Raw genomic sequence first — 20,724 nt, 5'->3', positions numbered from 1 at the left:
CTTTTATTATATTTAGAATATCGGCATTTTATATCAACATATATACCTTTATATCTGATAATTATTAAAATTATTTATTAAACGCCACTGTACGCACTATAGCCGCCGTCTACTGGCAACACAATACCATTTACAAATCCAGCCGCATCATCACTTGCAAGGAATAATGCCGCTCCGATAAGTTCCTCTGGATTACCAAATCTTCCCATTGGAGTTCCTGCAACTATCTTTCTTGCTCTGTCAGTGTATGTACCATCTTCATTAAATAATAATGCGTGATTTTGTTCAGCCGCATAAAATCCCGGTGCAATTGCATTACATCTTATTCCGCTTTCTCCAAAATGGACTGCCAGCCACTGTGTAAGGTTAAGTATTGCACTCTTGGCATTGCCGTAAGCCATTACCTTTGTAAGTGGTAAAATTGATGTAACAGATGCTATATTAATAATGCTTCCGCTTCTCTTTTCAACCATATCCTTAGTAAATACCTGTATCGGAAGAAGTGTTCCCATATAATTAAGATCCATAACATCTCTTATATTATCCTCATCAAGATTCCAGAAAGAGTAATCATTTTCTCCTTTTTCTTTCTTTAACATCTCTATTGATGTAATAGCACCCGGCTGATTGCCGCCAGCTCCATTGATAAGAATATCACAGCTTCCAAGCTCACTCTTAATTATTTCATAAGATTTATTAAGTTCTTCCTTATCAATTACGTTACAGCTATACCCCTTAACAACAATGTCTTTGCTGTATTCTGTCTTAGCATTGTTAATAAGCTCATCTGTGACATTATTAAGCTTATCCTTATTACGTCCGATTATTGCAACCTTCGCACCGCTTACAGCAAGTCCATACGCCATTGCTGAACATAGTGTTCCACTTCCCCCTGTTACAATTGCAGTCTTGCCTGTCAAATCTACTTTAAATGGAATTTTCATAGTTTTATTACCTCCTACTAATAATCAGATTATTATAATTTAAGGGATATGCTCAAAAATACGTTTATGCTGCATAATAAGACATTTTAATTAATGCCCCGCCCAAATTATTATATTGAAAGTGTGTAGTCTTTCAACCTCCTGCGGCATAACTTATATTCTGGGCAGTACTTTTCAACTTCACACCAGAATGATTGCGAATGATTCATATATTTTCTATGCGAAAGCTCATGCACCACTACATAATCCAACAATTCTTCAGGCATATAATACAAATTGTAATTAAAATTAACATTTCCCTTGGAACTACAGCTTCCCCAGCGTGTCTTCTGATTACGTATTGTAACCCTTCCAACAGTCACATTCATAATCTTACTGTAATATTCTACTTTTCTTATAAATGTGCCCCTTATTACGGCACGTTCCTTAGGTGTTAACATATCAAAAGCCTTTGCATTGGTAGGAATTTTTTCTTCTTTTCTTTCCTTCATCAACTGCTGTTTACTCTCAATCCAAGACATATGCTTATCAATAAATATATCAAGCTCTTTCTTCGTCATCCTGTTAGGTGCTCTTAATATAACACTTCCATCTGTATGGACTTCTATTGAAACTGTTCTGCGTCTTGATTTTATAATCTGTATATCCATATTTTCCATCAAAACAGGTTCCCTTCAATCATTTTCTTCTGTTTTTGCTGTAATAAGAAGCTCCCATCTATTTTACTGTGGATAATGAAGTCTTTCTGGTACTGGGTTATCAAGAACTTCTTCCTTATACTTCTTCATATATATCTTTGCAAGTGTAAGGTTATTATCAAGGTAATTACCGCAGTCCCTTGGTGAATATCCTGGTATCTCACCCTCATAATCCAGTACGAAATCAGCGGCTTCCCTTAACACATCAATTATATCCTCTGACTCAAGGTCACCTGCAAATATTACATAAAATCCTGTACGGCAGCCCATTGGTCCAAAATATATAGTCTTGTCTGCCCATACCTTATGGTTCCTTAAAAATGTTGCTACAAGGTGTTCTATTGTATGAATACCTGCTGTATCCATAGGTGCTTCTACATTAGGTCTTGTAAATCTTAAATCAAATGTTGTAAGAACTACATCTCCCTGATAATCTTTTCTTGATACATATGCTCCTGTAAGTAAATCCAAGTGATTAACTGTAAAACTTGCTATCTTATTCATAATATTCCTTTCCTGTCTTTATGACTAACTTTAGTTTATTTTATTGAAACCATTCTACGGTTTTCATCTGTTGCTGTTATTTTTAAACATTTTATGCCTGCAATAAATTTGCTGAGTGTAGAATAACCATACTCCTTAACCTTAAAATTAGGATAATTCATATGGATTTTCTGTCCTAATGCTCCAAGTTCCACTGCATTTTCTGAACTCTTTACATAATTCACTGCATACTCCATAACCTGCTCTTTCATATTCTTGTCTTCCTTAAGTCTGACAAGAACCGTGTTATTGAACTTCTTTAATTCAAGACTTTCCATTTCCTCAAGAAATGTAGACAATGAACTGTAACCGTAATTTCTTACATCGAAATCAGAATATTTCTTCTGTAAACGGCTTCCAAGCTCACCAAGCCCTGTCTGCCTGCCTTTATTGTCGTTCTCCTGAATAATCTCAATAATTGCATTTTCTATCTTAGACTGCTTAATAATATTGCTTCTTTCTGTCTTCTTAACCGGCTTACTATCTGGCTCATCTTCGTGTGCCTGTTCACGAAGAAGCTCAAGGTCTGTAAATACCGAACAAGCGGCCCTGAATGAACGTGGTGTCTTGCTCTCACCCATACCGATAACGTCCATTCCCGACTCTCTAAGCCTGCTTGCAAGCCTTGTAAAATCGCCATCAGAAGATACGATACAGAAGCCGTCAACATTATTCGTATAAAGAATATCCATAGCATCAATTATAAGCGTTGAGTCTGTTGCATTCTTGCCTACTGTATTACAAAACTGCTGTATAGGTGTTATGGAGTTCTCCATAAGCTCTTTCTTCCATTTGCTTGCCTGTGTACTTGTCCAGTCGCCATATATTCTTTTATAAGTTATTACGCCATACTTTGTCATTTCATCAAGAATGTCCGAAATATATTTTGATGAAATATTATCTGAGTCGATAAGTACAGCGTATCTCTTATCATCCATTCACTCACTTCCTTCCAGGCATATCTTTATAATAAATATATCGAAATATCTGCCACTATTAATTATATTTTATATAAAACTACATCTGATGTCTTACAATCTTGTATTCATCATTGCTCTGATAATATGGACATTCTTTATACTCAGATGTAAGAAGCCTTGCATAATCATCCTCGTCCATATCTACATCACACACGAACTGCTCCGTTTCTTCATCATATACCATATTATTGCAATAATCACAATTATAATGAGCTACCGCCATTGTTACCTCTTTCCTGTCTGTTCAATACTTCATTCATACTTCCAAGCCTGTAACCATCCAAATCAAGGGATACATACTTAAATCCAAGTGCGTGAAGCTTCTCTGATACTTTATCCTTTATTCCGTTTTCAATAAACTTCTGTATATCTGCTGGTCTTAATTCAATTCTTGCAATTCCATCCTGTAATCTTACCCTGAACTGCTCAAATCCCAGACTTCTTATATAACATTCTGCACTGTAAATCATATCAAGCTTGTCTTTATTAATAACCTCACCATACGCAAATCTTGAAGCAAGGCACGCACACGATGGTTTATTCCACGTCTTTAAGCCTAACATACAAGATAATTCCCTGATTTCAGCCTTGGTAAGACCTGCCTCTTTTAAAGGACTTCTTACTCCTAGTTCCTTTATGGCTCTAATACCAGGTCTGTAATCACCGTCATCATCAACATTTGTTCCCTCTGCAATTACACTAATGCCTCTCTCACCTACAAGATTCTGCACATTAGTAAATATCGCTTTCTTACAAATGTAACATCTGTCTGGTGGATTATTCTCAAAGCCCGGAATCGATAATACATCTGCATTATATATAAGATGTTCTATATTCTCAGCCTTGCAGAAATCATCAGCTTCTTTAAGTTCATCATCTGTAACAAGAATTGAACTTATCGTAACTGCAACAGCATTTTCTCCTAATACATCTTTTGCAGCTTTGGTTAAAAATGTCGAGTCAACCCCGCCAGAAAATGCGATTGCTATTTTACCACAATCCTTAATAATTGACTTTAACTTTTCATATTTGGCTAAAGTGTTCTCACTTATATCATCTTTATTGATGTCCGATTTGTTCAATGGCATTATTTGAGTACTACCTGTTTTACCTAATTCAATTGTTTCATCAGTGTGATATTCACTTAACTGTCCGCTTGAGTTTATGTCTAATTTATTCAATTCTTTAGATATATTCTCTGAATTATCAACCTCTGCGTTACCAGCATACTTATCATCTGTTATATCATATTCATCTAAAAAGCTGTGTCGCTGCCCCTTCTTCTTGTAAGCAATTACCGTATCAATATTAACATTTTCTACACTTCTGAATATGTTCTTTTCTATATACGGACTTACCTTGGTCAGATCTTTTATAAGCTGCTTAATCTCTGCCCTCTTAGAACCTTTTCCTGTACCACCACAGGAAGCACATCCCTCTGTAAATCGACAGGCACACTGTATAAACTCAAGATTATTATATTCTTTCCAGTGAATAATATCAGCTTCTCTTATAAGATACATAGGTCTTATAAGCTCCATTCCCTCAAAATTCGTACTATGAAGCTTAGGCATCATTGTCTGAACCTGTGCACCATAAAGCATACCCATAAGAATTGTTTCTATCACATCATCATAATGATGTCCAAGAGCAATCTTATTACAACCAAGTTCCTTTGCCTTGCTGTAAAGATATCCTCTCCTCATTCTTGCACACAAATAACAAGGCGACTCTGTAATATCTACTACAGTATCAAATATCTCTGTCTTAAATACTGTAATTGGAATATCTAATATCTTTGCATTGTTAAGTATTACATTGTAGTTAAGGTCGTTATAACCCGGATTCATAACTAAGAATACAAGTTCAAAATTATTCTTTCCGTGACGTTTCAACTCCTGAAAAAGCTTCGCCATAAGCATTGAATCTTTACCGCCTGATATGCAGACAGCTATCTTATCGCCGTCCTGAATAAGATCATATTCATTAAGAGCCTGTGTGAACTTTCTCCATATTGGCTTGCGGAACTTCTTTACTATGCTCCGCTCAATCTCTTTAACATTTTCTTCTGAAGTATTATTGCCGCTTTCTTTATCCTGCTCAAGATATTTATTAAACTTCCATCTTAGATATGCGACAAATCCACCATCAAGGCTGTAAGCTTCATAGCCCATCTCATCAAGTATATCTTCTATTTCTTCACTTTTCTGTCCAGTGTAGCAAAGAATATATATTGGTGTATCCTTTGAATACTTTGCCTCAAATTCTTCCTTATTATCTTCAAGAACTTTTATCATATCTTCCCAGTAATAATGTATGGAAGCTTCTATGGTCTCTTTCTCATACTCCTCTAATGCTCTTACATCAAAAAGGATTTTATCTCTATTGTCATCATAATATTGCTGTACTGTTCTCATATTTTTTCTTTCTACTTACTCTGATTATTATTACACATAAATTTACATTATAACAAATGAAATTGTAACCACCACACATTGATTATCATCTGTTTATTATAAAATAAATGTACAATGCACAATATATTTTATCATACTCTGTAAAGCTGCAACAATATTATTTTGTATGATATTTTATTGTGCCTTTTATATAATAGGAAATTCTATTAGAAGCTCCTTTACATAAAAAATGTACCCGCAAATGCTTAACATTGTTTGTGTCTTGCATTTACAGGTACTCCTTTTTCTATATTATATTCTTTATCGCCTTGACCATTCTTAATATTCTGTCACGCTGGTTATCATCCAACTCCATCCATACGTTCTGCATAACGTAATATCTTCTGTCATACATATTAAGATACATTGATGGTCTGCATTTGTACAAATTATACATCTGAACAAGAGTATCTGCATCAGGATACATAATCTCTTTTTCGTATTTTCTGTACTTCTTTCTTGTCAGTCCCAGCTTTTCAGACATAACCTCCTGTGAATAATGCGTTTCGTGCCTTACATATTCAAGCATTGAAAAATCATCCCACTGCTTCAACATAAAATCAAACATTCTATCATTCTGCGTATCATTGTCTTTATTCTTAGTGTCATTAACACGATAATATTTTATACATTCAGCAACCATACGCATAGTCATATCTTTAAGTTCTTCACTTTCACAATCACTTATAAGCTCGTCCAAATCTTTAGTATCAATATCGTCTCTCTTTCCCGAAACCAGCTCATCAATGTCCATTCCAATTTCCTGCAATTTTTTTAAATTATCATACGAAATCATTATCAGTCCATTTTCTCTTTTAGAATAGTCATTCTGTGATATTCCCAGCTCTTTTCCGATATCTGCCTGATTATAGCCAAGTCTTTTTCTATATACTCTCATTCTATTGCAAAAATCTTCGTAACGGGTATTGTTCATTTACCTTAACCTCTTAGCTATGCTATTACTAAAGATTTTATGATAGTTACGATTGACCCAAATAGGTCTATTTCGGAATATAAGCTTATATTCTGTAAATATTATGGCTAATTGTTTAAAATATATACCCCAGTAATTAAATTTGTTTAATTTCATAATCAAATAAACTTATAATATTCTATATTTTTGACAATAAATCATATGGCAATTTTTTTATTTTTCTTTGAATTTGCGATTAATATATAATGTAAATATACCGACAATATAGTATAATATAAAAAATATAAAAACCTTAATTGGAGGATTTAATTATGAGGATTCAGGATTTTTGTGATATGGTCAAATTTGAAGAGATTATGTCTAACTGGGCAAAGAGTACCGGGCTGGCAACTGTTGCTGTAGGTGCAGACGGCAAGTACATAAGCGAATGTTATAATTTCACTGAATTCTGCATCGATCTTACCAGAGGAAGTACTGAAGGCCGCAAGAGATGTGAGCAGTGTGACCGTGATGGTAATGGCGTTTATCCTTGTCATGCAGGATTAGTTGATTTCGGTATTCCTATTACTCTTGATGATGGAACTGTTCTTGGAAGTATTATCGGCGGACAGGTTCTTCCTGAGAACCCAGACGAAGAAAGGTTCAGGGCAACAGCACGTGAACTTGGAATTAATGAAGATAAGTACATCAAGGCTCTGCAAAAAGTAAACGTGCGTACTAAAGAGGAGATTGACGCTTCTGCCAATCTGCTGGGCGATGTTATCAATATGTTTGTCCGTGCAAGCTACACTGCCCGCCAGAACTCAACTATTCTAAATGAACTTACAACAGGAATTAGTGCCGCCGCAAGCCAGCTTGCTACAGCCAATGACAAGGTCAAATTAATAGACGGATTCAGCAAACGACAGAATATACTTGCACTTAATGCTTCCATTGAAGCTGCAAGAGCCGGTGATGCTGGAAAAGGCTTTGCTGTAGTTGCTGAAGAAGTACAGAAGCTTGCCAAAGGTATGGGCGAAGCCAGCAGTGCAATTACGAAAGCACTCAACACAGCCACTAAGACAATTACTGCACTTGATAGAACTAACAAACAGTAATAATTAATGGGCAAAATAATATGCCCTATTTCAATGATGTATTTAATTAAAAAGATTAAACAGCCGTCAACCATTTAATTTCAAAGGCTGGCGGCTGTTCTATCAACATATCTTGTCCTATAAGTCTATTAACAGTCTTTACTCTCTATCTCACCCGTAAATCCTGCATTTTCTATCATCTTAATAGTATCATCTATTCCCTGTCCATCTGCTGTTAAATAACCAGAAGCAAATATTGAATCTACAACTTTAAATAATGTTGGCTCAATTCCCTTAAAGTATACTTCACGTCCAGCCGCACATCTTATGTCTGACTTAGGAACTAATAATCTTGCAAGGCATAACACCTTAAGACAATACTGTGGTGTAAGTCCTGATATATCTCTGTCTGCAAGCCTTGTTCCCTTTATTGGAAGAAGAAAATTAATTGGCACTGACTCTGGATTGATTTCCTTTACGTCCATAAGCATATCTACAACATCTTCCCTGCTCTCGCCCATCCCGATAATACCGCCACAGCACATCTCAAAACCTATTCTTTTTAACATTCTTATATTATTAATTCTCTGGTCATATGTATGTGTTGTGCATATATTGGGATAAAATCTACGGCTGCTGTTAAGGTTATGGTTAATTCTGTTAAGTCCTGCTTCCTTAAGCATTAAAGCCTGCTTTTCTGTAAGAAATCCAATAGAACAGCATATCTGGGTATCATTCTTCTTCATCTTTCTTATACGTCCGGCTAAATCTTCTATCTCAGCATCTGTAAAGCTTATACCGCTAAGTCCAATACAATGTCTCGCAAGATGTTTATTATCTACAAGGTCATTATCTCCATACAACTTCTCGTCTGATACTCTTTTATATTTCTCTATCTGAGCCTGGGACTCACACGACTGGGCACAGTAAGCACAATTCTGTGAACAGTTACCACTTCTGACATTAGTAAGAAGCTGTATGCTTACTTTCTTTCCTTTATATTTAAGTCTTAACGCATACGCTGTTTCAATAAGCTTGTCAAGACATACATCATCACAATTAAGAATTGCAAGTGCCTCATCTTTGGTTAATTCGTGTGTTTCGTCCCAATTATCTAATAATTTCCCAACATTAATATTTTCTGTAACATTCTGCATAACGCCCATACTTTACTCCGTTCCTGCACACTAATTGAATTAATACTAACTCTGGTAAAATGAATAATTCTATCAATAAGCAGCCTTATCCTTTAACCCCCGTGCATACGCATAAGTATAGTTACTCAGCTTGTTAATGTCAACCCAATTATAGTTAATGTTGACATTTCCTTGTTGCAATTACACACTATAAGATTATAATTACACACTATTAAAATTAATATTTTAATAATACTACTATTAAAAATCATCACATTCTAATATAGAATATTATATACCACCATAAATATCATTACTTAATTAATCTACTCAGCCTAACATCTAAGAAATCTTCTGAAACACTTGCTCTTTCTTCTTGGTAGACAAATATGTAATTACATCTTTTCTTGTTATAATTCCTATAAATACACCTCTGTCGTCTACAACTGGAACAAAATTCTGATTAGATATTCTTTCAATCAATGCTTCCATCGATGTATCCACATTAACACTTGGATAATTACGTCTGAAATAAAGCTCGTTAACTCTCTGCTTTTCTAATTCCTTTATATCAACTTCCATCGCGTTATTCTGTTTAATTCTGCATATATGCCAAAGGAAATCACCTTCCGTGATTGTCCCAACATAATGCTCATTCTCATCAAGAACAGGAATTGCAGAATAGCCATAATAATTCATCTTCTGTAATCCCTGTCTTATTGTGTCATCATTGTAAATATATGCTACCTTGCACTTTGGTTGTAAAAAAAACGATATATTCATACTTCTCTCCATTCTTACCCACTAAAAGTTGTTGTATAGTTATTAACACATCTTGTTATTATATTGTAGCATATAAGAATAGTTTCACATATGTATTTTGTACATTTTTCATATATTTTTCATTATTTGGTATATCTATTCTTCCCTGCAGCTTATGCTGTACATTCCAGTCTGTTTTCCCATATCTCATTATATATAACATTCTGTTAATTCCTTTTCTTACATTCGTTATTTATTTCTATTGTGTTGTCAGCCGTCTGTATGCCCATTTAAAATTGTCTTTTCCTGCACCCTGTAACAGACAAAGCTTCAACAAAAATCTAAAAATCCAAAAATATAAAAATATAAAACTTATTATAACACAAAATAAATAATAAAACAGAATTCTAAGATAGCTAACAAAACATCCGACCAGGTCCTATCAAGCGACCTGGCCGGATGTCTGTTTTATATAATATTAGGAAAAAAGTCTTGTTATTTTATACTAAATCAATCCCATAAGCTTTGGTACTCCAAGTGACAGCTCTGGAATAAATGTAATAAGCATAAGTAATATAATTAAACCAATAAAATAAGGTATAAGCTTAGGTGTTACTTTCTCGATTGATACATTTTCAATACCACAGCCTACGAATAATACAGAACCAACAGGTGGTGTAATATTACCAAGACACATATTGAATATAAGCATTACACCAAACTGGATATCTGTCATTCCAAAGCTCTGTGCGATAGGAAGGAAGATAGGTGTAAATATAAGTATAGCTGGTGTAATATCCATAAACATACCAACAACCAGAAGTATAATATTCATTAATAAGAATATTACAACCTTATTAGTTGAAATACTTAATAATCCGTTACTTATGGCTGCTGGTATTCCAGAATAAGCCATAACGAATGACATAGCTGATGATGCTGATATAAGGAAAAGAATTACTCCTGACACCTTAGCTGATTTCTTAAGTATTTCTACAAATGTCTTAAAATTCATGCTCTTGTATATGATAGAAAGTATGAGGCAATACAGAACTGCAATACCAGCACCTTCTGTTGCTGTAAATATACCTGATACAATACCACCAATAACAATTATTATAAGAAGTAATGATGGGATAGCATCAACAAATATCTTTAAAATACTTACTGACTTATCTCTTCCAACAGCCTTTATGCCTAACTTCTTTGCACCAATGAAGGCGACTATCATACATACAACACCCATCAATATTCCAGGTACATAGCCTGCCATAAACAATGTCGATATAGATACACCACCTGCAACTGTTGAATATACAATGAATGCCGATGTAGGTGGAATAAGAAGTCCTGTTGGTGCTGAGGCTATGTTAGCTGCTGCCGCATAAGCAGGATCATACTTCTGCTCTTTTTCAATAGGACTCATACATCCTCCTATTGCAGAAGCTGCTGCTACTGATGAACCAGATAATGCACCAAAGAGCATATTTGCAAGAATATTAGCCTGTGCAAGGTTTCCTGGAATCTTTCCTACGAATATCTGTGCAAAGTTAATAAGTCTCTTGGCTATACCACCATTATTCATAATATTACCTGCAAGGATGAATAATGGAACTGCTAAAAGCGAAAAGCTTTCAACACCCGAATTCATTTTCTGCATGGTTATGAATGTTATCTGATCCCATGACAGCGTTGACATGGCAGTTACAATTGACGAAGCAATAATACTTACTGAAATAGGAACCCCTAAAAACAGAAGTACACCGAATACAACAAATAATATTACTGTAGTTACTGCAATACTCATATTTACCTCCTATTCTACCTTAACACCGGTTAAGTCTTCATATATATTAATAATCTGTGCAACTACTATAAAGATACCTGAAACAGGGGATACCGCATATACAAGTGTTCTTGGAATACCAAGAAGTGCTGAATACTCTGCCCTTGCTGACATTGCCAGCTTAAATCCACCAATTACAAACACGAACACTGCAAGTAAAAGAATAATTACATCTATAACCAGTAATAATATTTTTCGTTTATTACCTGTGAGCTTATCTTTAATAATAGTGAGTGACATATGGTCTCTTGTAAAGAAAGCATATGCAGCACCTATAAAGGCTGTCCACATAAGTGAGTATTTAACAAGTTCTTCTGTAAATGCTGCTGGTTTGCCAAGCACATATCTTGTAAACACCTGCCATAATACTAACGAAGTCATAAACACAAGCAGAACAACACTTGCTGCTGATAATATCTTATTCATAACATTTTTAACTTTAACAAGTATATTAATCATAGTTACTCTCCTTTCCTTATCTCATCTATTCTGTCAAGTAAAGCTGCAACACCTGTATACTTATTTCTATACTCGGTAACAAGACCTGCTGTTGCACTTCTGAATGCTTCCTTATCTACATCATAAATAAATTCAACACCCATATCCTTTGCCTGTGCTACTGCCTCATCTATTGCCTTGTCCCACATAACCTTATGAGACTGTGTAGCATCCTTTGCACACTGCAGTATAATCTTCTGATCATCCGGCTCTATATTATTCCATACCTTTGAGCTCATAACCATAACATCAGGTATCATGGCATGCTCATCAACCGAATACACCTTACATATCTCACCATGCTTACCTGTTGTAAGCGCTGTTTCATTGTTCTCTGTTCCATCTATAATACCTGTTGAAAGTGATGTATATATGTCACCATAGGACATTGCTACCGGTGTTCCACCAAGTGCTGTAAGCATATCCGTCTGTGACTTCATATCCTGGACACGTATCTTTATTCCTTTAAGATCCTCTGGCTTACGTATAGGCTTATCTTTTGTGTAGAATGAACGGGAGCCTGATGTAAAGTATGTTAAGGTTACGAATCCATCATCTTCTGATGACAGGAAGAAATCCTGCATTTTATCAGAATCCATTATTTTATAAAACTCATCAATATTACTAAATATATAAGGAAGACCAAATGTATTATAAGCATCATTATATGTTGCAAGACCTGGTGCTGATACTTTTGTCATAGCAATAACACCTGCCTGAAGCTGCTCAAGATTCTCTGTCTCTGAACCAAGCTGTCCATTAGGGAATATCTTGATTATTATTCTTCCGTTAGTCTTCTGCTTAACCTCTTCTGCGAACTGCAGCATAGCTATATGTACTGTATGACTTTCTGACAAACCATGTGCCAGCGTTAATACCATAGGATTTTCTGCGGTAGCTTCCTTACTGTTTGATGCGCTATTTGTTCCACAGCCTGTCAGCCCAAATGAACATATAAGTGTAACTGTAAGCAAAACAGCAATATATTTTTTCATTTTTTTCAACATATTATACCTCATTTCTGTGCACTCATTTTTTATATGTCAGCTACTGGTCTTATGCACAATAACCTGAAGCTGTGAATTACACTATTTCTCCTGTTTCGTAACAGCCTGCTTTTGCCTGATGCTATTACATTCCAATCATATCAAAGACTTCAAATGATATAAGCACCTGATGGTTTTTCTTTGGATTAGGATACTTTACCTGCACTGATTTCTTAGTCTGGCTGTAATACCATCCAATGTCACTTTCCTCGTATTTTCTTCTATGAAGGAAATGTGGCACTTCCTTTCCATCAAGCTGTACATAGAATGGTGCTTTCTCCCTATGTATCACATCAAGTTCCATTGTTTCTACTGTGTTCTCATAACTGCCTTCATATTCAAAATCGATATATGTCTTCGCACCAGCTTTAACTCTAATATCAGTTTTTAAGTAGCTGCCATTCTTATAATCATTAGTTTTTCCATCATCATCATATATAGTAAATGAAGAATCTATATCAGGTGCCATTATTATATGAAGTGAATCAACCTTATCATTCATAAGATTGTTAAGTTCATTAGCAGCCATCGGAATAATAGCTCCACTCTTTATAAACATTGGAATTGAACTTATATCCACCGGTACATTTATAGTCTTGCCGCCTTCATATTCGTTTCTGGTATAATAATCATAAAAACGTATATTTTTATCTCCTGTATCAGGTAAATATACCTCTCTTATCTCTGCACCCTTTTCTACAACATTTGCTACAAGTAATGAATCGCCCCACATAAAATCCACGCCTTCATTATATGTATTACTATCGTTCTGGAATACCATAAACATTGGCTGCATAATAGGAAGTCCTGTCTTATGTGCTCTGTATTCAAGCGAATAAAGATAAGGAGACATAGAATATCTGAGTTTAATTGCAGTTCTTATATAATCCTTCATACCACTATACATCCATGGCTCTGTAACTGTATTATCAGTATTTACTGAATGTATTGAAAATCTTGGCATGAACACACCATTCTGCACCCATCTTACAAAAAGCTCAGGCTCTGGTGACTCTCCATAGAATCCACCTACATCACAACCGTGATTTGCAACGCCAGAAAGTCCCATACCAAGTATAGTTGCTATGTTATACTTTAATGCATCCCAGCATGTAAGATTGTCACCTGCCCACACCTGTGCATATCTTTGTATACCTGCGTGTCCCGAACGGCATACTGAAAATGGTCTTATATTCTCATTATATTCCGTTACTGCCTCATTAGAGAGCTGGCACATGATATTACTCATTACCGGCTTTAGCTCACCAATAGTACTTCCTTTACCTTCAAAATACACTCTTGCATCCTTATCAACCATAGAATCATATTCACAGTTATCATTCCATACTGATTCACAGCCATACTTTATAAGTCCCTCTTTCAGGTATTCTTTCCAGTATTCTCTTGTCTGCTCTTTGGTGAAATCTACAAATATTCCAGTTCCACCCCACCATGTACCTTTACCGGGTTCATCCTTTATGCTGTCATATACAAACATATCCTTTTTCTTCATATCCTCCAGATACGGATGAACCAGGAGCATTCCAGGTTTGACATTAGGTGAAACAACTATGCCCTTTTCCTTCATTTTTGCAAACCATTCTTCTGGATTCTTGAATCTTTTATGATTCCAGGTAAAGCTGCATCTTTTAATTCCCTGCTCTGTCTCTACTGCACAATATCCTGATGAAAGCTGGAAACCATCTACAGGAATTCCTTCTTCTCTGGTAGTATCTATAAATTCAAGTATCGCATCATCACAATCCTTAGGAAGCTCTGGATAATACATTGAAGAACCAAGATATCCAAGTGCTGCCTTTGGAAGAAGTATTGACTTGCCTGTAAGATCTGTATATCTGCTTATTACTTCTCCTATTGAAGGTCCTGCTATAAGAAAGAGATCTATATCTCCGGCATCTGATCTGAAGCTTGAGTAACGATGCCAGTAATTTCTCTTTTCACGTCCCATATTAAAGTCACATTCTGCTGTTGTATGATAGAAATATCCAACTGCCTTATGGGTTGAGCCTGAAAGCTTTATATAAAATGGGATATGCTTATACAATGAATCTGTTTCCTTAGGATTGTAGCCCATTGCATCACCAGGAGCCATATTCATATACTTTTCAGCCTTATTAATATCTCCCCCTTTCTCGCCAAAGCCATAAAAGTAATCATCTGACTCTATCTGGCTTGTATGTATCCGCCTTTTATTTGAATCCTCTCTATATGCAAGATCTGTAATATCTGCGTGTAATAATGTTCCATCTTTATCATATACACATATACGGAATGGATTCTTTTCAATTTCTATACGAAGCTTACTTCCGCAAATAACTGCCTTGTCAGTTCCATCCACAAGCTCTGAGTATGCCACTTCAACTCTTTTTCTATAGCCCTTTAAAAACTCATCTGTTCTTGAGTCCCATGCTGTCATAGCAAGACTATATGAAGCTTCATCCCAGTCTCCATCAAAGCCGGCTCTTATTCTGATTATTTCATCTGTGAGAAACCATATTCTTATTTCTACTGAATCTGTAATAACAGAATAATAGTTAGTGTTATAGGTTACATTTCCTGCCTTATAACATATTCTCATATTATTTTTTATCTCCTTTCAGTAATCTGATAATCTCTTGTTTATGTTTTGTTTATAATTAATTTATACAACTATTCAATAATTAAAACTATACAGATATTGACAGGATAAATTGGTTTTTTTACATTTCTTGCACTTTCAAATTTTTCGTTGTATACTACTTATAATATATTAAATATAACTATACAGTTGTGAAATATATAAATATTGCTTCGCACAAACTTGAGATGCGCAAAGAAGCAGCACAAGAATGGAGGATTATTATGATAGATGTAGCACAGAACCTTATGTCACTTGGTGAATCCATAGCTGCAGCACATACTGCCAGCGTCAACGATAATATGACACGTTCGCACTATCACGATTATTATGAATTGTATTTTTTAGATAATGGTGAAAGATATCACTATATAGACGATAAATTGTATAAAACCGAGGCTGGTGATTGTATTATATTCCCACCTCAGACTATGCATCGTTCCTACAGTGAACAAGGATGCACATTTTCAAGGATTGTACTTTATTTCAGACCGGACATAATTTCATCAGATGCCCTGAGGCAGAAGCTTGCAGACTCATACTGTGTATACAAGTCTGATACTGAATCATTAAAAAAGTTAAGAAGGCTTATGTACTATTTTCTTGAAGCCCAGAACTCTGCCTCAGCATACAAGCAGGAACAGATGGAAGCACTTGTGAATCTTATAATTATTACAGTTCTTGGAATGAAAGAGAGCACCATTGGTATTGAAAGACATAACAGAACAACGCATATTATTAACTATATCAACAACAACTATGAACACGACATATCACTTGATGTTCTTGCAGATATGTTTCATATAAGTACTTACTATCTTTGTCGTGAATTTAAGAAAAATACTAACCGTACTGTTGTTGACTATATAAAACGCACACGCATAATGAACGCAGAACGTTTATTCAAGGAAACTGATAAAAATGTCACCGAGGTTGCAACGCTGACCGGATTTTCCAACCTCACACACTTCAACCGCGTTTTTAAAGAAATAGCCGGAGTAAATCCTTCGCAGTATAAGAAGTTACATACAAAGAATTAATTACTCCTGATTAAAAAGCCTGTCATATGACTGTTCGAAATCATCTAGTAATTTATTTATTTTTTCCCGGTCATATAAACCTTGTACCTTCCAAAACATAAGTATGCTGTTGAATTCCTCTTCCCTTTTATCTATAAATCCAATACACATTGGATACATTAGTTTTATATTTACAATTATTGCACTTCAATTCATCCACCCTTTGCTTCCTCCTCGTAAATAAATATTCCATCAAAAAGCCTGTAAAACATTATAACACAAAATTTTTGTCTTATACAAAAAGCTGGAACTCAGATTCTATAAATGAATCAGAATTCCAGCAATTTATTATTTTACTCCATTTTAAATTTTATCTGTAAACTTATTTTTCTTACCAAATACTATTACTCCTGCTCCTCCTATTACAAACATAAGAAGCCATGCTAATGTACGTTTGTCATCTCCCGTACCAGGAGTCTGTTCTTTTACTGCTTCTTCCTTAGCTTCTTTATCCGTATCGATCGCAGGTGTTATATCGGCTGGTGATGTTGTATCAGCCGGTGGTGTTATATCTTCCGGTGGTGTTACATCTGCCGGTGGTGTTATATCTGCCGGTGGTGTTGTATCTTTAAGCTTTGCAATAACAGTCTGTGATTTTTCAATTTCAACAAGCCCATCCTGCCTGATGTAATATCTGTCACAAGCATTACAATACCAGTATTCAATATTTCCTTCATCTGTCATAGTAGCTTCCTTTGCCGCTACTAAATGCAAGTCTTCATGTATACTCATATTGTAAGTGCCATATTCTTCACCACATATTGTACACAACGCTTTTTTCACACAAGTTGCATTTCCTCCTGTATGTTCACACTGATAATTACAAACTTTGCACACACCATTTTCCCAATCATGTGCTTCACTTACTGATACTTCCTTATCGCAGCAGTCATATTTTTTCTGATGTGTTTCTGATGTGTTTCTGCTGTCTGTTCCCATACTTCATTGCCGTTATGATTTGCAGGGTTTAATGTGCCGTATTCTGCATTACATTCTGTGCAGACGGCTCTCTTTTTACATGTTGCCTCTCCTCCCGCACAGTTTTCTGTTTCTACTTTTGTACATCCTACAGTTATACATTTGCGGGTATGCGTACCATTACCGTTTGACTTCCTCTCATCATATATATGTTCTGCCTCTGCTGCTGTAACAACCTCACCACATTCACATATTACAGGCGTTGTACAATCGCCATCATCTGTACCGCTATGTTTTGTTTTTTTTGTTGTTACCGTACAGCCGTCATTCTCGCACACCTTCCAATGACTAGTATCGTCTTTTGTCCAGTTGGCACTAAACCTATGACTTGTCTGTGCCGGAAATGTTTGCTGGCAGACAGAGCAGGTCGATTCCTTCGTGCAGTCACTGTTATTTATTGTGTGGTCTGCATTTACTGTAATAGACAGATAAATGCTATATCCTTCACTATCTGTCAATGCTATTGTCTGTGTGCCATCTGCCGCAGACACAGTATAAGCACCATCCGCATCAGGTGTAAGTATTTTATTTCCTGCCATTACCTGTGTATAATCAGAAGAATTTACTTTAAACTTTGCGTTCTTACAGTACACTCCATTATTTTTAATTCCGTATACTACTGTATCTGGATCTATCGCTTCATAATAATATGTAACTGTCTGTGTATCTGATGTATACACACCCCTTTTATTGCCTATTTGACTTAAAAAAGCATATCCTGATGGAATCTTAATATTATCAGGCACCACATAATTCGTTCCATGTGTACCCTGAAGTGTAATCGATTCACGTAACTTCTGCCCACTATCTTTTATAACATAATTAACAATTACTTTTCCTTTGTCTGAGGTTACAGCCACAGCCTCAAAGCTTTCCCTGTCTACAAGAATCATTGTAGTATATGCAGGAACATTTACAACTGAGCCAGACACTTCACCAAGCGATGTAACTCCTGCACTTTCGCCGTTAGCAATAACAACCCAGTCTGCGGCAGCTCTTGTCTGAACCGGAATTGTGATTTCTTTTGCCACATCTGAATCATTATTTAATACTGCCATAGTGTCCCATTCATCAGCTTTGGTACCTGTAAGCACATAAGCTTCCGAATCTGTTATTTCCTGACTATCCGCAAGCGGTGAAAATGCTTTTCGTATCTGCATAAGTCCTCTGTAATATGAGACTACATCTGCGTAATCTGCCGAATCCTTCCATTCAAGGCAACTGCTGCCTGTTTCTTTAACGCTGTTACACATTTCCTCTCCGCCATCCATAAACAATGTTCCCGGCGTGGCATATTTCATTGCTGCTTTCTGCTTATAGATTTTTACGGCTTTTTCATTTCTATCGCCATAAGTACCACCTGTTGTACCAATAATTTCATCATAAACTGAAGTCTTATTCTGCCTTTCTTCTTTGGTATAATTATCTCCCCAGATAACCAGATTTTCATCTTCCTCTGCCAATGATTTCTTTATATCATCCAGCCATTTATTTACTTGAGATGTACCTCTGTATTTCATATTTACACAGTCAATCAAATCCAGCGAAAATCCATCCACATGATATTCCTCTGCCCAATATTTCATGGAATTAACCATATAAATACGGTACATCTTGCGCTCTGTGGCAAACTCATTGTCATATCCTGTATTTGTTGTATATCTGCCTCCGGAATTATTTATTCTGTAAAAAAAGCCCGGAACTGACTTTTCAAGAGAATTTTCCTCTGAAGCATGCGTATAAGGCATCTCCATCACAACAGAAAATCCTGCACTATGGAGTGCCTGAATCATCTCTTTACATTCTTTTATTACAGTCTTGCAGTCCGACGGATTGGAAGCATAACTTGTCTCAGGTGCATTATAATTTAAAATCTCATATTCACTGTCAGCCTCATAATCCGCAAACGGTGCAAGCTGTACTGTCGTAACACCGAGCTCCTTCAAATAATCGATACCTGATACAAGCTCTCCCGCACTATTTACTTTTGCACCCTTTTGCGTAAATGCACTATACTTTCCACCAGCCGTCATACCCGATTCAGCATCTGATGAAAAATCCTTGACACTTATCCTGTAAACAGTATTGGCTTTTGTTGAATCAACATATACGTGCCTGTCGTTATCCCAACCTTCAGGTGATATTGTAGAAGTGTCTGTAATATATGAATACTTTCCATCTTCACTGACAGCAACCGAATATGGATCCTGAATATTATATGTTTGTGTTTGATTGCTGTCCTTATTATAAGCAGCTGTTGTGGTAATCGTATAATCATAATATAAGTCACCCCAATCACCTAAAAGCGTTATAGTCCATATACCATTCCATTCTTTACTGCTAGACACCTTCTCTAATGTATAAGATCCTATCTTACAGGCATTACTAGCATTACCTGCACCTGCTTCATAAATATTAACTTTTACACCTGTTGCCGCAGGGGCCCATATATTAAATTCTGTTGCATCCTTTGTATATGTCACTCCAAGCTGACTACCCTTACGCGTATCCCCCCAGTTATCAACATATGTTCCATCATAGGCATATTCTTCATCCATAACTGCTGCCGCCTGGCTATATGAGCTCTCAGCAATCGTAGGTATCATTTTGCTGTTATCTGCTGAAAAACCAGTCACAGCACTGCTTGAAAATACCATTCCGATAGATAATACTACCGCAGCAAGCTTTTTTAAGTTTGAATACCTCATAAACTCTTCCTCCTTTTATCGCACTTCTTGTATTTTTGACAACATTTTTACAATATTTTTAACATTATAAAACACTATAATAATTGATTCGTAAAACAATTTGTAAAACGATTCGTAAAACGATTATAAAAATACGTTGTATCTTACTTACATGATATTATACAATAAAAGGCATTTAAAAAAATGCCATCTGCGTGAAATGACATTTTTTCGACACGAACGATATAGAATTATAACTTTCTTTTGATTAGATACATTAGACAAAGATTCAAGACAAAACATACTAAGCTCCTTACAACAGGTAAATTCACCAGCGGTAAGGAGGTTGGACGTGCCTCCCTTTATAAAAATTATCAAACAAAAGAAGACGTTCTGCGTCAGTGGGCAGAATGTCTTAATAAC

17 protein-coding genes and 2 pseudogenes are annotated in these 20,724 nt (G+C 35.8%); 2 read left to right on the top strand and 17 right to left on the bottom strand.

Annotated features, from left to right (window positions below; translation table 11 throughout):
* Window positions 1–77: 77 nt before the first annotated feature.
* The 8 genes and pseudogenes from WMO42_RS04630 to WMO42_RS04595 form a co-directional block, all read right to left on the bottom strand.
* Window positions 78–944, bottom strand: coding sequence for an SDR family oxidoreductase (locus WMO42_RS04630; protein WP_349153359.1), 867 nt, complete (start codon window positions 942–944; stop codon window positions 78–80).
* A 110-nt stretch (window positions 945–1,054) separates the two neighbouring features.
* Window positions 1,055–1,603, bottom strand: coding sequence for a SprT family zinc-dependent metalloprotease (locus WMO42_RS04625; protein WP_070101522.1), 549 nt, complete (start codon window positions 1,601–1,603; stop codon window positions 1,055–1,057).
* A 63-nt stretch (window positions 1,604–1,666) separates the two neighbouring features.
* Window positions 1,667–2,146: an S-ribosylhomocysteine lyase gene (locus WMO42_RS04620; RefSeq protein WP_022501213.1), complete on the bottom strand. Its 480-nt coding sequence runs from the start codon at window positions 2,144–2,146 to the stop codon at window positions 1,667–1,669.
* A 35-nt stretch (window positions 2,147–2,181) separates the two neighbouring features.
* Entirely contained in the window at window positions 2,182–3,123 is a 942-nt protein-coding gene (locus WMO42_RS04615; protein WP_022501212.1) for an NYN domain-containing protein, read from the bottom strand.
* A gap of 79 nt (window positions 3,124–3,202) precedes the next feature.
* Complete coding sequence (locus tag WMO42_RS04610; RefSeq protein ID WP_022501211.1) at window positions 3,203–3,388, bottom strand: DUF6472 family protein; 186 nt, start codon at window positions 3,386–3,388, stop codon at window positions 3,203–3,205.
* Window positions 3,369–4,184, bottom strand: a pseudogene (gene larE, locus WMO42_RS04605) (ATP-dependent sacrificial sulfur transferase LarE); the annotation flags it as partial. The gene WMO42_RS04610 and the pseudogene larE, both read right to left, overlap by 20 nt.
* Window positions 4,185–4,409: 225 nt before the next feature.
* A pseudogene (locus tag WMO42_RS04600) lies at window positions 4,410–5,582 on the bottom strand (ATP-binding protein); the annotation flags it as partial.
* Between the two features lie 286 nt (window positions 5,583–5,868).
* Window positions 5,869–6,555 (bottom strand): helix-turn-helix transcriptional regulator, encoded by a 687-nt coding sequence (locus WMO42_RS04595; RefSeq protein WP_055173904.1) that lies wholly within the window; start codon window positions 6,553–6,555, stop codon window positions 5,869–5,871.
* Window positions 6,556–6,866: 311 nt separating this feature from the next.
* Here WMO42_RS04595 and WMO42_RS04590 point away from each other — a divergent pair, with 311 nt between their 5' ends.
* Entirely contained in the window at window positions 6,867–7,652 is a 786-nt protein-coding gene (locus WMO42_RS04590; protein WP_055173902.1) for a PocR ligand-binding domain-containing protein, read from the top strand.
* 128 nt (window positions 7,653–7,780) lie between these two features.
* On the opposite strand, the gene bioB is transcribed toward WMO42_RS04590, so the two are convergent.
* From bioB to WMO42_RS04555, 7 genes are all read right to left on the bottom strand, one after another.
* Entirely contained in the window at window positions 7,781–8,788 is a 1,008-nt protein-coding gene (gene bioB / locus WMO42_RS04585) for a biotin synthase BioB (protein ID WP_055174297.1), read from the bottom strand.
* A 321-nt stretch (window positions 8,789–9,109) separates the two neighbouring features.
* Complete coding sequence (locus tag WMO42_RS04580; RefSeq protein WP_055173901.1) at window positions 9,110–9,550, bottom strand: CBS domain-containing protein; 441 nt, start codon at window positions 9,548–9,550, stop codon at window positions 9,110–9,112.
* A 58-nt stretch (window positions 9,551–9,608) separates the two neighbouring features.
* Window positions 9,609–9,740 carry a hypothetical protein gene (locus WMO42_RS04575; protein ID WP_349153459.1) on the bottom strand — a complete coding sequence of 44 codons (132 nt, stop codon included), beginning with the start codon at window positions 9,738–9,740 and terminating at the stop codon, window positions 9,609–9,611.
* 294 nt (window positions 9,741–10,034) lie between these two features.
* Window positions 10,035–11,336: a TRAP transporter large permease gene (locus WMO42_RS04570; RefSeq protein ID WP_090141105.1), complete on the bottom strand. Its 1,302-nt coding sequence runs from the start codon at window positions 11,334–11,336 to the stop codon at window positions 10,035–10,037.
* 9 nt (window positions 11,337–11,345) lie between these two features.
* Entirely contained in the window at window positions 11,346–11,834 is a 489-nt protein-coding gene (locus WMO42_RS04565) for a TRAP transporter small permease (RefSeq protein WP_055173897.1), read from the bottom strand.
* Window positions 11,835–11,836: 2 nt separating this feature from the next.
* Window positions 11,837–12,868: a TRAP transporter substrate-binding protein gene (locus WMO42_RS04560; RefSeq protein WP_090141135.1), complete on the bottom strand. Its 1,032-nt coding sequence runs from the start codon at window positions 12,866–12,868 to the stop codon at window positions 11,837–11,839.
* 136 nt (window positions 12,869–13,004) lie between these two features.
* Window positions 13,005–15,518, bottom strand: a complete 2,514-nt coding sequence (locus WMO42_RS04555; protein WP_349191656.1) for a TIM-barrel domain-containing protein — start codon at window positions 15,516–15,518, stop codon at window positions 13,005–13,007.
* 263 nt (window positions 15,519–15,781) lie between these two features.
* Between WMO42_RS04555 and WMO42_RS04550 the strand changes: the two genes are divergently transcribed.
* Window positions 15,782–16,597, top strand: coding sequence for an AraC family transcriptional regulator (locus WMO42_RS04550; protein ID WP_318295661.1), 816 nt, complete (start codon window positions 15,782–15,784; stop codon window positions 16,595–16,597).
* Window positions 16,598–16,939: 342 nt separating this feature from the next.
* Here WMO42_RS04550 and WMO42_RS04545 read toward each other — a convergent pair whose 3' ends face one another.
* Entirely contained in the window at window positions 16,940–17,575 is a 636-nt protein-coding gene (locus WMO42_RS04545; RefSeq protein ID WP_349191655.1) for a hypothetical protein, read from the bottom strand.
* The gene (locus tag WMO42_RS04540) at window positions 17,500–20,322 is read right to left on the bottom strand and encodes an alpha-amylase family glycosyl hydrolase (protein ID WP_349191654.1); all 2,823 of its coding nucleotides are present in this window, start codon (window positions 20,320–20,322) and stop codon (window positions 17,500–17,502) included. The genes WMO42_RS04545 and WMO42_RS04540 overlap by 76 nt, the downstream gene beginning before the upstream one ends.
* Window positions 20,323–20,724: the final 402 nt, after the last annotated feature.

This window comes from Lachnospira sp. CLA-JM-H23 (assembly GCF_040096425.1).
GTDB lineage: Bacteria > Bacillota > Clostridia > Lachnospirales > Lachnospiraceae > Lachnospira > Lachnospira rogosae.
The sequence above is the reverse complement of the archived record's forward strand: the minus strand, read 5'-3'. Positions and strand labels throughout refer to the sequence as shown.